General features: G+C 68.4%; 9 protein-coding genes. 4 read left to right on the top strand and 5 right to left on the bottom strand.

Translation table 11 applies throughout. The features are described from left to right. The first annotated feature begins 103 nt into the window (after positions 1–103). Both DBV10_RS06280 and DBV10_RS06275 read left to right on the top strand, forming a co-directional pair. Positions 104–1,108 carry a M14 family zinc carboxypeptidase gene (locus DBV10_RS06280; protein WP_124511676.1) on the top strand — a complete coding sequence of 335 codons (1,005 nt, stop codon included), beginning with the start codon at positions 104–106 and terminating at the stop codon, positions 1,106–1,108. A 16-nt stretch (positions 1,109–1,124) separates the two neighbouring features. After that, positions 1,125–1,880 (top strand): alpha/beta fold hydrolase, encoded by a 756-nt coding sequence (locus tag DBV10_RS06275; RefSeq protein WP_124511674.1) that lies wholly within the window; start codon positions 1,125–1,127, stop codon positions 1,878–1,880. A 150-nt stretch (positions 1,881–2,030) separates the two neighbouring features. Here DBV10_RS06275 and DBV10_RS06270 read toward each other — a convergent pair whose 3' ends face one another. Together DBV10_RS06270 and DBV10_RS06265 are read right to left on the bottom strand one after the other, a co-directional pair. Continuing rightward, positions 2,031–3,386: an SPOR domain-containing protein gene (locus DBV10_RS06270; protein WP_124511672.1), complete on the bottom strand. Its 1,356-nt coding sequence runs from the start codon at positions 3,384–3,386 to the stop codon at positions 2,031–2,033. 232 nt (positions 3,387–3,618) lie between these two features. Beyond that, on the bottom strand, positions 3,619–4,614 hold the full coding sequence (locus DBV10_RS06265; protein WP_124511670.1) for a YcjF family protein: 996 nt from the start codon (positions 4,612–4,614) through the stop codon (positions 3,619–3,621). 328 nt (positions 4,615–4,942) lie between these two features. On the opposite strand from DBV10_RS06265, the gene DBV10_RS06260 reads away from it, so the two are divergent. Next, complete coding sequence (locus DBV10_RS06260; protein WP_124511668.1) at positions 4,943–6,478, top strand: AMP-binding protein; 1,536 nt, start codon at positions 4,943–4,945, stop codon at positions 6,476–6,478. 572 nt (positions 6,479–7,050) lie between these two features. After that, on the top strand, positions 7,051–7,698 hold the full coding sequence (locus DBV10_RS06255) for a DsbA family oxidoreductase (protein WP_124511666.1): 648 nt from the start codon (positions 7,051–7,053) through the stop codon (positions 7,696–7,698). A 135-nt stretch (positions 7,699–7,833) separates the two neighbouring features. Here DBV10_RS06255 and DBV10_RS06250 read toward each other — a convergent pair whose 3' ends face one another. The 3 genes from DBV10_RS06250 to cphA (DBV10_RS06240) form a co-directional block, all read right to left on the bottom strand. Next, entirely contained in the window at positions 7,834–8,355 is a 522-nt protein-coding gene (locus DBV10_RS06250) for a CreA family protein (RefSeq protein WP_124511664.1), read from the bottom strand. Continuing rightward, entirely contained in the window at positions 8,355–10,934 is a 2,580-nt protein-coding gene (cphA, locus tag DBV10_RS06245; RefSeq protein ID WP_124511662.1) for a cyanophycin synthetase, read from the bottom strand. The genes DBV10_RS06250 and cphA (DBV10_RS06245) overlap by 1 nt, the downstream gene beginning before the upstream one ends. A 102-nt stretch (positions 10,935–11,036) precedes the next feature. After that, the gene (gene cphA / locus DBV10_RS06240) at positions 11,037–13,253 is read right to left on the bottom strand and encodes a cyanophycin synthetase (RefSeq protein WP_124511660.1); all 2,217 of its coding nucleotides are present in this window, start codon (positions 13,251–13,253) and stop codon (positions 11,037–11,039) included. Positions 13,254–13,422 lie beyond the last annotated feature (169 nt).

Genomic DNA, 13,422 nt, shown 5'->3' with positions numbered 1-13,422 from the left:
GGCGCGCCCATGTGCCGCGGTGGCCCACCCGGTGCGGGCCGGCGGGCGCTATCCTCGCGGTGAAACCCGGCCCCCGTCTTCTTCAAAAACCTCCCACAACCGCATGCTGCCCGAGCTTCTGGCGCTGGAAAAGATCCTGGAGCAGGGGGCGCCCCACCTGGATGTGCAGGTGGTGCGGCAAGTGCAGGTGGTTTCGGGCGAGCGTTTTCCGGTCTACGCCATCGGCGTGGGCAACCCGGGGCTGGACGTGCCGGCCGTGGGCTTCTTTGGTGGTGTGCACGGGCTGGAGCGCATCGGGGCCGAGGTGGTCATCGCCTACCTGCAGAACGTGGTCATGCGCCTGCAGTGGGACACCACCTTGCACCGGCAGCTGGAGCAGGTGCGCCTGGTTTTCATGCCCATCGTCAACCCCGGCGGCATGTGGTCGGCCACGCGGGCCAATCCGCGTGGCGTGGACCTCATGCGCAATGCGCCGGTGGACGCCGTGGACCGGGTGCCGTTGTGGGTGGGCGGGCAGCGGGTGAGCGCGGGCCTGCCCTGGTACCGGGGGCGCCTGGGCGACCCCATGGAGGCCGAGAGCCAGGCGCTGTGCGAGGTGGCCACGGCGCAGCTGTTGGCGCGGCCCTTCAGCATGGCGCTGGACTGCCACTCGGGCTTTGGCGTGAAGGACCGGCTGTGGTTTCCGTTTGCGCACACGCGCAAGCCCATCGCCCACCTGGCCGAGCTGCATGCGCTGCAGGAGATCTTTTTGCAGGCCCACAGCCACCACCCCTACATCATCGAACCCCAAAGCACGCAGTACTTGGCGCACGGCGACCTGTGGGACCACCTGTACCTGCAGGCCTGCCAGGCCGTGCCCACGCACACCTTCCTGCCGCTCACGCTGGAGATGGGGTCGTGGCTGTGGATCAAGAAGAACCCCCGGCAGCTGTTCTCGCGCAACGGCATCTTCAACCCGCTCATCGACCACCGCCAGCAGCGCGTGCTGCGGCGGCACCTGTCGCTGCTCGACTTCCTGGCGCGTGCGGCCTGCAGCCATGCGCGCTGGGTGCCCGCGCCCGATCAGCGCGCACAGCGCCGCGCCGATGCGCTCGCGGCCTGGTACTGAAACGGAGCGCTGCACCATGCGCCAATGGATCCTGCTGCGCGGACTGACCCGCGAGAGTGCCCACTGGGGCGGGCTGGTGGCCGACCTGCAGCAGGCGCTGCCGGGGGATGCCGTGCTGGCGGTCGATCTGCCCGGCAATGGCCGGTGGCACCACCGCCCGTCACCGACCACGGTGCCGGGCATGGTGCAGGCCTGCCGCGCCGAGCTGGCGGCGCGCGGCCTGGTGCCGCCCTACCACCTGCTGGCCATGTCCCTGGGCGCCATGGTGGCGGTGGAATGGGCGCATGGGGCCCCGGCAGAGATCGCCAGCGGCGTGCTGGTCAACACCAGCCTGCGCCCGTTCAGCCCGTTCTACCACCGGCTGCGGCCGCGCAACTATGGCGCCCTGCTGCGGCTGGTGCTGTTGCCCCGCCCGGCCGAAGCGGTGGAGCAGCAGGTGCTGGCGATGACGAGCAACCTGGCTGCAGAGCGCGCCCCGGTGCTGGCGCACTGGGCGGCCGTGCGCCGGCAGCGGCCGGTGTCGGCCAGCAACGCGCTGCGCCAGTTGCTGGCCGCCGCGCGCTACCGGGCCCCGGCCACCGCACCGCAGCCCTCCTTGCTGCTGCTGGCCAGCCGCCATGACCCGTTGGTGGCAAGTGCCTGTTCACAAGCGCTGGCTGCCGCGTGGAACCTGCCCCTGGTGATGCACCCGTTTGCAGGCCACGACCTGCCGCTGGACGACCCGGCCTGGGTGGTGGCGCAGGTGCGGCAGTGGGCGCTGGGCCGCAATTGAAGTGGATTGGGGTTCAGTCCATCAAAGGCCGTTCGGGCTGAGCTTGTCGAAGCCTTGCGCGGCGCTTCGACCCGCCTGTCATCGGCTTGTCGGAGGGCGGACTTCGTGTGAACGGTTTTACCTTGTTGAATGCACACCGGTGTGGGCGGCTTACGGCTGCTTGAACACCACGGCCTCCAGGGCCATGGCGCGGATGCTTTCTGCCGCTGCGTCGGCCTGCGCGCGCGTGTCGTAGGGCCCCACGCGCACGCGGATGCGCCGCCCCTTGGCGCCGTCCAGCGCCTGCCGGAAGGCGGGCAGGCCCTCGTTGAGCAGACGTGCCTGTGTCTTGCGTGCGTTGGCTTCTTCGGCAAACAGGCCCACATTGATGTAGTAGCCCGCCGCCGCGCCCACCGTGGGCAGCGGGGCATCGGCCCCCGCTGCGGCCGTGGCTGACGCCGGGGCCTTGGGTTTGGTGCTGGCGCTGGCGCGGCTGGCGGCTTCGCGCCGTGGTGCGGGTGCGCTGGCGGCCGAAGCCGTGGGGGCCGATGCGCGGCCGGATGCTGCCGGTGTTGCGGCTTTGCCCGGTGCCGTTGCCTTGGCGGGGGCGGTAGAGGCGGGCCGCGCCGCAGGGGAGGGCTCGGCCGGTGCCGCAACAGGGGGCGGCGGGGTGGGGGCAGAGGCCGGGGCCACGGAGGCGGAAGCCTGGGAAGGGGCCGCCGCCTTGGCCGCTGCGGCCACCGGTGCCGGCGTGGGCGTGGGCGTGGGCGTGGGCGTGGAGGCCTGTGTCGGTGCCGCCGGGTCGGGCCGGGATTCGGCCACAGGTGTGGGTTCGGGCAGGGCGCTCGACGCGGGCTCGGCCTGGCCGATAGCCCGGGTGGGGTTCGACGCTGCTGTGGCGGCTGCCGTGGCCTGGGCCACGGTCACGGCGGGCTCCAGCGCCAGGGGCGGGGTGTCTGATGGCGACCAGGCCAGGTAGGCCAGCAGGGCCGCCACGCCCAGCACCCCATTGGCTAGCACCACCATCTGCAGGCGCTTGCGCGAGCTGGCCTGCTTCTCCAGCAGCGCGCAGGCCTCGGGCACGGTGCGCGAGGCCGCCAGCGCCCGTGCGATGCGCTTGCGGATGTCGGCATGCAAAAGGGCGTTGCCATACAGCCCCGGCACCGCAAAGGCCAGCAACGCAAACGCGCCCAGCACGCCCAGCTCCACGCCCGGCGGCCAGTGCAGGAAGGACCGGCCGATGCCGAACACGATCAGGGCCAGCCCCTCGGCCGCCGCCACGTAGACCAGGGCCGCGCCCCAGAGCTGGCGGAACACCATCCAGTTCAGCGTGGCCAGGCAGGCGGCCCAGTTCCAGGTGGTGGTCGTGCGGCCGGTGCTGTCAAAACGCTCGAAGACAGCCAGGTAATAGTCGGTGTTGACGGGCCCCAGCGCCAGGCGGGACAGCGCGGTCATGGCGTTGTCGGACGGGGAGTCGAGCGACATGGCCGGGATGATGGAGGCGACAGGGTCCGTGTGGTCGAGCATGGGCCGATTCTGTCATGGGCTGCCGCGCGCGCCACATGGTTTGCCGCAAGGCGCGGCGGTGTTGCGGGCCCGCCGCATTCGGGCCCCTGCCAGGGCGCGTCCGCACCCATGCACCCCTTGGGGCGCTCATGTATCACGGAGTTTTCTTGATGCTTGTATGGGCACCTTGCGCTTGTCCATCAAGCGCTGGAGGCTATCAAAAATATAGCTTCTTATTCGGCCGTGAACCCGCTCAGCCGCCCCGCACCAGGGCCATGACCTTGGCCGCGTCCAGCGTCGCGGCCTGCTGCTGGATCTGCGGCAGGTACTGCGACTGCATCTGCTTGGCGGGCCCCAGCAGGTTCTGGAAGCTCTCGCGCAGCATGGCCGTGCTCATCACGCGGCCCCCGGCGTAGTAGCGCTTGGCCACCTGGCCCAGTGCATAGGTGGTGGCAAAAGAAAACGCCATGCCCGTGGCCGCGCTGCCCATGCCGCCTACGGTCCGGCCCGCCACCTTGCCCAGCAGGCCGCCCAGCAGCTTGCGGCCAAACTGCTCCAGGTACTGCGAGGTCATGCCCACGCCCGCAGCGGCGATGAACTCCTTGATGTGGCCCTGGTCCAGCTCCACGCCGTGCGCCTTGCCGATGCCGTACACCATCTTCACCTGCAAGGGAATGATGGCCATCGACGCCCAGGACTGCGGCAGCAGCTCCAGCGCGCCGTTGAGCAGCGCGTAGTGGAGGATGGACTTGTCCAGCGCGGCATCGGCCGGGCCGGGGGGCGTGGTGGCTGCAGGGGCCGGTGCCGCCGCAGCATAGGCCGCAGCGCCCGCCGCCCCCCAGGGCGTGGCCGAGGGGGCGGATTTTTCCACCACCTCCACCAGCGCATCGGCATCGTGCTCAAACGCCGCCGTCTGCTGCGCGCCCAGCTGCAGTGCGGCCTTGAGCGTGGCCAGAAACTGCGCCTCCGCCGCTGTCTGCCGCCCATCCACATCACACACGCACACGGCCATCTCGTAGGCCAGCTGGCGGTGGGCCGGGTCGCTCAGCGCGGCGGTAGCGGCCTGCACGCTGGTGCGCTTCAGCAGCACATCCTGGTAGATGCGCGGCAGGTCGGCCATGCCGCTGTCGCCCGCGAGCGACTGCGCGATGCGGCGGATCTCCTCGCGCTCGGCGTCGTCCTTGGTGCCATCCGCAAAGGCGGCCAGCAAGGCAATGGTGAGGATGGATTTTTGCTGTTCGGTATTCATGCGGTGGGGCCAAAAGCCAAATGAAAGGAGCGATTCCGCAGAGTGCGCAACGGCGGCGCAGGGCTGCGGGGCTGGGGTTCAGATGCAGTCTAGGCCGCAGGCTTTCAACGCCACGGTGTGTGGGGAATTGCCGGAATCTGGTAACCCTCTGTACCGCGCTCCGTCTGTGGGGCGGGCCGATGCGGGTTTCTCCTTGCGTAGTTGATCGACTGGGCGGCGTTGCCGGGTTTGCATACAGTGGCTGTCTCATGGCAAGAAGGAGACACGGCATGCGGCTGGCAGCGATAGGAAGTGGTGTGGGCAACTCTGCCCCGATGGGGGACACACGATGAACATCGCCCACCTGCTGCGCCGCAGCGCGCAGCTCTATTCCGCACAGCCCGCCGTGCTGCACGGCGATCAACTGCTGCTCACCTACCAGGCGCTGGGCGCCCGCACCGCCGCGCTGGCCGCCTGCCTGCGCGAGCGCCACGGCGTGTTGCCAGGCGACCGCGTGGCCATTTACGCCGCCAACGCGCCGGAGTACCTGGAGGCGCTGCACGCCATCCTGTGGGCGGGTGCTGTGTCCGTGCCCGTCAACTACAAGCTGCACGCCAAAGAGCTGGCCTATGTGCTGGCCGACTCTGGCGCGCGCGTGGTGCTGGTGTCCGAGGCCTTGCTTGCTGCCGCACACGAGGCCGGTGCCGACCCCGTCCACACACTGGTGCTGGGCTCCGAGGCCTACCAGGCCGCCGTATTGCACGCCCCCATGCCCGTGTGCGACCGCGCTCCGGACGATCTGGCATCGCTGTTCTACACCTCGGGCACCACCGGCCGCCCCAAGGGAGTGATGCAGACCCACCGCAACCTGCTGGCCATGACGGCCTGCTACTTCACCGATGTGGACGATGTGCTGCCCGGCGACGCCATGGTCTACGCCGCACCCATGTCGCACGGCGCGGGCCTGTACAACTACGCCCAGGTGCTGCGCGGCGGGCGGCATGTGGTGCCGCTGTCGGGCGGCTTCGAGCCTGCCGAGCTGGTACAGCTCGCGGCCAGCGTGGGCCAGCTCACGCTGTTTGCCGCACCCACCATGGTGCACCGCCTGGTGGACCATGTGCGCGCCACGGGTGCTGATGTGAGCGGCTTCAAGACCATCGTCTACGGCGGTGGCCCCATGTACGCCGACGACCTGCGCAACGCCCTGGCCGTGATGGGCAACCGTTTTGCACAGATCTACGGCCAGGGCGAAAGCCCCATGACCATCACCGCCCTGCAGCGCGCCCAGCTGGCCGACCGCGACCACCCCCGCTGGGCCGAGCGCATGGTGTCCGTCGGCGTGGCGCAGTCGCTGGTGGAGGTGCGCGTGGTCGATGCCGCAGGCCAGCCTGTGCCCACCGGAGAGACCGGCGAGGTGGTGGTGCGTGGCGACACCGTGATGCCCGGCTACTGGAACAACCCCACTGCCACGGCGCAGACGCTGCAGGGCGGCTGGCTCAACACCGGCGACATGGGCGCGCTGGATGCCGATGGTTTTCTCACGCTCAAGGACCGCTCCAAGGACGTGATCATCTCCGGCGGCAGCAACATCTACCCGCGCGAGGTGGAAGAGGTGCTGCTGCTCCACCCCCAGGTGCGCGAGGTCGCCGTGGTGGGGCAGCGCGATGCGGAATGGGGCGAGGTGGTAGTCGCCTTCCTCGTCGCGGGCGAGGGCGGGGCGGTGGCGGATACGGTGCTGGATGCCTTGTGTCTGGAACACATTGCGCGGTTCAAAAGGCCCAAGGAATACCGGTGGGTGGTGGGGTTGCCGAAGAACAGTTACGGGAAGGTGTTGAAGACGGAGTTGCGGGGGATGGAGGTGGTGGCGTCTAAACTGGACGGCTAATTTCGGCGGTGGAACCGGACATTCCTATTTTCACTTTATATGTCGGCATCTCAGCGTATTCGCAGATTCTTCGTGCCCACGGCGACTCGCATCTACTGGCCGGGTGTGCTGTGCGTGTTGGGGGCAATCGCGTTGCCTGTGATAGTGACCAGGCTTCCACTCGGCTCAGCTCGCACAGTAGCTGGCTATTTCGGGCTTTTTTGCTGGATCGCCCTTCCGATCATTGTCCCCATCGTTGCACTTAAAGCAGGCGTCGTTCGCACAAGAACGAGCATGTCGTTTAGAGCTAATGAGACACTGAGATTTTGGGTTGGCTTGTGTGCAGTGGAATGCCTCGCGGTGTTCTTGGCTGCGCTCGCTTGTATTTTCTTTTTCAGGCTCTTTGGCTAGCAGCGCTGGTGTGGCCCTAGACAAATGACGCAGACCGTCGTCGAGAAGTGGCTCAATCTATGCCGCTTTGTTGACTTCGGCTCCGGGCCCAAATCCCCCATTCGGTGCGCCAGAAACCCGCCACCCCCACGGTTAACCCACCCCGCCTACCATTCCCCTCTTTGCCCGCAGGAACCCCTCCCATGCCCACCACCCTCAAAATCGATTTCGTCTCCGATGTCTCCTGCCCCTGGTGCATCATCGGCCTCAAGGCGCTGGAGCAGGCGGCGGACCGGTTGCAGGGCGAGGTGGCGCTGGACCTGCACTTTCAGCCCTTCGAACTGAACCCGCAGATGGCGCCCGAGGGCCAGGACATTGGCGAGCACCTGCAAGAAAAATACGGTGCCACGCCCGAGCAGAGCCAGAAGAACCGCGAGGCCATCGCGGCGCGTGGAGCGGCGCTGGGGTTCACCTTCAGCATGGACAAGCGCAGCCGCATCTACAACACCTTTGACGCGCACCGGCTGCTGCACTGGGCCGAAGAAAAGGGCCTGCAACCCCAGCTCAAACATGCGTTGTTTACGGCGTATTTTTCGGACGGACAGAACCCCAGCGACCACGAGGTGCTGGTGAACGTGGCGGAGGAGGTGGGGCTGGATGTGGCCGAAGCGCGGGCTTTGCTGGCCTCAGACCGCTACGCTGACGCGGTGCGTGAGCGTGAGCAGTTCTATCTGCAAAACGGTATCCATTCGGTGCCCGCCATCATCATCAACGAGCGCCACCTGATCCAGGGCGGGCAGCCGGTGGAGGTGTTTGAGCAGGCACTGCGGCAGATTGCCGCGCAGGGTTGATTGCTATTTATTTAATAGCTGCTTGGGCATGTTGCACTAGCGCTACCGGCTTGTACGATCAAAAAAGGGGGCCGAGGCCCCTTTTTTGATGTCTGCGTGGCACACGCGTGGCACATGGCCCGCCAGTGTGCCAACTCACTTGCGCAGCGGGATGGCGGTGGCGCGGTCCACGGGCACAGCGGTCACGCTGTTTTGCGGCGAGCCATCGATGAGCTTTTCGGAGTAGGTGAGGTACACCAAGGTGTTGCGCGCCGGGTCCACCATGCGCACGATGCGCAGGCGCTTGAACAGGATGGACATGCGTTCGCTGAACACTTCTTCCTGTTTCTTGAGCGGCTCGGGGAAGCTGATGGCCCCGACCTGGCGGCAGGCGATGGAGGCTTCGGCGCGGTCTTCGGCCAGGCCCAGCGTGCCCTTGATGCCGCCGACGCGGGCGCGCGAGACGTAGCAGGTCACGCCTTGCACGCCGGGGTCGTCGTAGGCCTCGACGATGATGTCGTGGTCGCGGCCGATCCACTGGAAGGCGGTGTCCACGGTGCCGATCTTTTCGCCCGTTGCGGCATGGGCCAGGCTAGCCGCACCGGCCGCGCCTGCGAAGGCGAGCAGCACGGCGGCCACCCTGCGGGCGGCCTGGTGGCCGGGCGTGCCCGCCGCCATCACGCAGCGGCCCCGGCTTCGGTGCAGCGCTGGGCCAGGTGGGCCAGGGCTTCTTCGACCTGGTCCACCAGCACCAGGCACAGGTCGCCGGGCTGCAGGCGTTCCAGGGCGGCGTCGATGGCGATGAACTCGCCACGGATCTCTTCCACATGCTTGGTGCGGGGCGCACCGGCCAGGCCTTCGCGCAGCAGGGCCATCACTTCGCCGTCAGCGCGGCCGCGCTGGGCAGCGTCCTGGTACAGGATCACGTCGTCAAACGCGGCGCCCAGGATCACGGTCTGCTCGCGGATGTCTTCGTCGCGCCGGTCGCCCGCACCGCTGATCACCACGCTGCGGCGGTTGCCGGGCAGGGCGTCCACGGCCTGCACCAGGGCGCGCATGGCGTCGGGGTTGTGGCCGTAGTCGGCGATCACGGTGGCACCCCGGTAGTCCATGATGTTGAAGCGGCCGGGGGCGTTGTCGCTGTCGTTCACAAAGCCCGACAGGCCCCGGCGAATGGTCTGCCAGGGCATGCCCACGCCCCAGACGGCGGCCACAGAGGCCATGACGTTCTCGACCTGGAAGCCGATCTTGCCGTTGCGGGTGATGGGCACATCGCGCAGGTGGATGGTCTCGCGCCACGAGCCTTCCGAGGCCACGATGGAGTCGCCATCCACATACACGGTGCGGTGGCCCTGGGCGCGGTGCGTGACCATCACGGGGTGGTGGCGGTCGCTGGCAAAGTAGATCACCTTGCCGGGGCAGGCCGAGGCCATGGCGGCCACGATGGGGTCGGCGGCGTTGAGCACCGCGTAGCCCGTGGGGGCCACGTTCTGCACGATCACGCGCTTGAGCACGGCCAGGTCTTCCACCGTGGTGATGTAGTTCAGGCCCAGGTGGTCGCCCGCGCCGATGTTGGTGACCACGGCCACCTGGCAGCGGTCAAAACCCAGGCCTTCGCGCAGGATGCCGCCACGGGCGGTCTCGAACACGGCGGCATCCACCTCGGGGTGCAGCAGCACGTTGCGCGCGCTCTTGGGGCCGCTGCAGTCGCCGCTGTCGATCTGGCGGCCGTTCACGTACACGCCGTCGGTGTTGGTCATGCCCACGCGCAGGCCTTGCGCGGTGAACAGGTGGGCGATCAGGCGGGCCGTGGTGGTCTTGCCGTTGGTGCCGGTGACGGCCACGGTGGGGATGCGGCCGTCGTCACCATGGGCATACAACTTGTCGACCATGGCCTGGCCCACGTTGCGGGGCTTGCCGTAGCTGGGCGCCAGGTGCATGCGCAGGCCGGGGGCGGCGTTCACTTCCACAAAGCCGCCACCTTGTTCTTCGAGCGGGCGCAGCACGGTTTCGGCCACCATGTCCACGCCGCAGATGTGCAGGCCCACCATCTGTGCGGCGGCCACGGCGCGGGCCGCGACATCGGGGTGCACGTCGTCGGTCACGTCGGTGGCGGTGCCGCCGGTGGACAGGTTGGCGTTGTTGCGCAGGATCACGCGCTGGCCTTTGGGCGGCACGGAGTCGGGTGTCAGGTTCTGCATGGCCAGGCGGGCCACGGCGATGTCGTCGAGGCGGATCTTGGTCAGCGAGGTGGCATGGCCTTCGCCACGGCGCGGGTCCTGGTTGACCACATCCACCAGCTCGCGCACGGTGTGTTCGCCATCGCCCAGCACCTGGGGCGGTTCGCGGCGGGCGGCGGCCACCAGCTGGTCACCCACCACCAGCAGGCGGAAGTCGTGGCCGGGCAAAAAGCGCTCGACCATCACGGTGCCGTAGTCGGCGGCGTTCTTGTAGGCCTCTTCGAGCTGGGCGCGGTCGGTGATGTTGACGGTGACGCCCTTGCCCTGGTTGCCGTCCTGGGGCTTGACCACCACGGGCAGCCCGACCTTGAGGGCGACTTCCCAGGCCTCGTCCACGGTCTCGACCGGCTTGCCCAGGGGCACGGGCACACCGGCGGCGTGCAGCAGGCGCTTGGTCAGGTCCTTGTCCTGGCCGATGGACTCGGCCACGGCGCTGGTCGAATCGACCTCGGCGGCCTGGATGCGGCGCTGCTTGGAGCCCCAGCCAAACTGCACCATGCTGCCGCGCGTGAGGCGGCGGTAGGGGATGCCTCGGGCCACGGCGGCTTCGACGATGGAGCCGGTGCTAGGGCCCAGGCGCTCGTCTTCGTCCAGCTCGCGCAGGTCGGCAATGACCGCGTTGGCATCAAAGCTGCCGTTGCCCAGCGCGGCCTGGATGAGCTGTTGCGCGTATTCAAACGCTTTGCGGCCCACGGCCTCTTCGCTGTATTCGACGACCACCTGGTACACGCCCGCGTCGGTGGTGGCGGTGGTGCGTGCAAAGGTCACGGGGCAGCCCGCCTGCGCCTGCAGGGCCAGCGCTGCGGTCTGCAGCACATGGGCCAGCGAAACATCGCCGCCACCGGTTTCGGGGTGCAGTGCGCCGATGGCGGGGAACAGGGCGCGCAGCCGGGCTTCAAACCCGGCCATCTGGCCCACGGCGCGCTCTTGCTCGGCACAGGTCACCACGGCCTCGATGGCCATGTGGCGGCTCCAGAGGTTGGGGCCACGCAGGGCCCGGGTGCGGGATACATCCATGGAAGTCTCTTTCAGTGGTCCATCGGGGCGCCGGGGCCCCGTTCAGATCGGGGGCTGATGGGGTTCAGAACAAAAGCAAAGGTACTCGGGGCCCTCAGGCCGTCAGGCACGCTGGCCTGGGGCCGCGGGCAGTTCGGGCTCGAAGGTCTTGATGCCCGCGCCGATCAGGTCGGGGGCAATGTCCAGCGCCCAGGCGGTGCCCACGGCGGCCAGCAGGGCCTCGGTGTCGGGCACCACGGCGTTGCGGCCGAAGGTGAGGTCCGCCAGGGCGCCCAGCACATGCTCGGCACTGCCCGTGGCCAGCACCACGCGGCCGTTCTTCACGAAGACGGCGCGGCCGTTGTCCTTGGCGCGGTGTTCCACGATGGCGGGCAGTGTTCCGTCCTGCGCATACAGCACCACGTCGCCGTCCGACAGCGGGGCCAGGTCGGCCACCTGGGCGATGGCGGCATTGAGCACGGCAGCGCCCTCGGCCAGCACCACGTCCACCTGGGTGCGCATCACCTTGGTCATCTGGTCTTGCTCATGCACGTCGAACTCGGCCAGCGTGCCCACGCCGTCCATGTCGGTCACCACGCCCACCTGGCAGCGGTCGTAGGCCAGGCCGTCGCGCAGGATGGTGCGGGCATCGCTTTCGATCACGGCGGCCTGCACCATCTTGTTCATGAGCAGGCGGTGGGCGGCTTCCCAGTGGGCGCAGTCGGTGGCTTCCACGCGGCGGCGGTCCAGGAACAGGCCGTCGCGGCAGGCCAGGCCCGTGTGGTGCCCGCTCAGGTGCAGCAGCCAGGCCACCACGCGCGAGATGGTGGCGGTGTTGCGCGTGCCAGCCACGCCCACCAGGGGGATGCGACCTATCCCCACAGATCGGCCTTCATCGTCGCCCTCGGAGGGGAACAGGTGCTCGGCAATCGCCTGGCCCACGGGGCGGGGCGCGCCCACGGCGGGCTTGAGGTGCATGAGCAGGCCGGGGCCGGCGTTCACTTCCACAATCGCGCCGCCCTGGGTGTGCAGGGGCTTGGAAATATCGCGCGCCACCATGTCGATGCCGGCGATGTCCAGGCCCACGACCTTGGCAGCCAGCTGGGCGATGTAGGCCACCTCGGGATGCACGTCGTCCGTGCAGTCCACGGCCACATTGCCGTTGCGCTGCACCACCACCTGGCGGCCCGCGGCGGGCACGGAGCTGGCGTCCAGGTCCTGGCGCTTGAGTTCGAGCTGCACCTTGGTGTCGGTGGCCAGGTCGATGATTTCCAGCGGGTACTCTTCCTCGTAGCCCCGGCGCGGGTCGGAATTGAGCTGGGTGTCGACCAGTTCCTTGACGGTGGAGCGGCCATTGCCGGTGATGCTGACCACCTCGCCGCGCGCGGCAGCCACCACCTTGCCGCCGACCACCAGGATGCGGTGCTCGTCGCCGGGGATGAAGCGCTCGACCATCACGTCGCTGCCTTCGGGGTAGGCCACGTGGTAGGCGGCCTCGATGTCTTCCTGCTTGCGCAGGTCCAGTGTCACGCCCCGGCCATGGTTGCCGTCAGACGGTTTGACCACCACGGGCAGGCCGATGTCCTGCGCGGCCTCCCAGGCTTCTGCGGGGCTGTTGACGACCTGGCCTTCGGGGATGGGCACGCCACACGACTTGAGCAGGCCCTTGGTCAGGTCCTTGTCGCTGGCGATGCCTTCGGCGATGGCGCTGGTGAATTCGGTCTCGGCCGTCCAGATGCGGCGCTGGCTGGCACCGTAGCCCAGTTGCACCAGGTTGCCATCGTTCAGGCGGATGTGCGGGATGCCCCGGTCGGTGGCGGCCGTGACGATGCAGGCGGTGCTGGGGCCCAGGTACTGGTCGTCCACCTCGGTGCGCACGCGGGCCACGGCGGCCGCCACGTCAAAGGGTTCGTCGTTGATGGCCGCCATGATGAGCGCATGGCCCTGGGCCAGCGCCACGCGGGCCACGCTTTCGTCGCGGGCGCGGAACACCATGCGGTACACGCCGCGCTGGCTGGTGCTGCGGGTCTGGCCAAAGCCGGTGGGCATGCCCGCCAGGTTCAGCAGCTCGATCACGATGTGCTCCAGCACATGGCCGCACCAGGTGCCCTCCTGCAGGCGCTGCAGGAAACCGCCGCGCTCGCCCACGCCGCAGTGGTGCTCGATCAGCGCCGGCAGCCAGGCCGTGAGGCGGTCATTGAAGCCGGGCAGGGCGTTGGAGGGGTGGTCCTCCAGCTCGCCCAGGTCCAGCCAGACTTCCAGGACCGGCCGGTAGGTCCAGATGTTGGGGCCGCGCAGGTAGTTGATGCGAAGCAGTTGGATGTCGTTGAGTTTCGCCATGGATTGCAGCGGGTGTGTTTCCGGCCTTGTGAGGGCTTTGCGTGGAAAAAGGGGACGAAAGGGGGAAGGGAACTTTGCTGGACGATGATTGTGCGCCAGTCCGGAGCCTGTATGCAGTGTCAGCCAAATGGCTTGCGCAGGCGTTACAGGAGGATGCCGTCGCACCGTG

It is taken from the genome of Acidovorax sp. FJL06, from assembly GCF_003852545.1.
Taxonomy (GTDB): Bacteria; Pseudomonadota; Gammaproteobacteria; order Burkholderiales; family Burkholderiaceae_C; genus Acidovorax.
The sequence above is the reverse complement of the archived record's forward strand: the minus strand, read 5'-3'. Positions and strand labels throughout refer to the sequence as shown.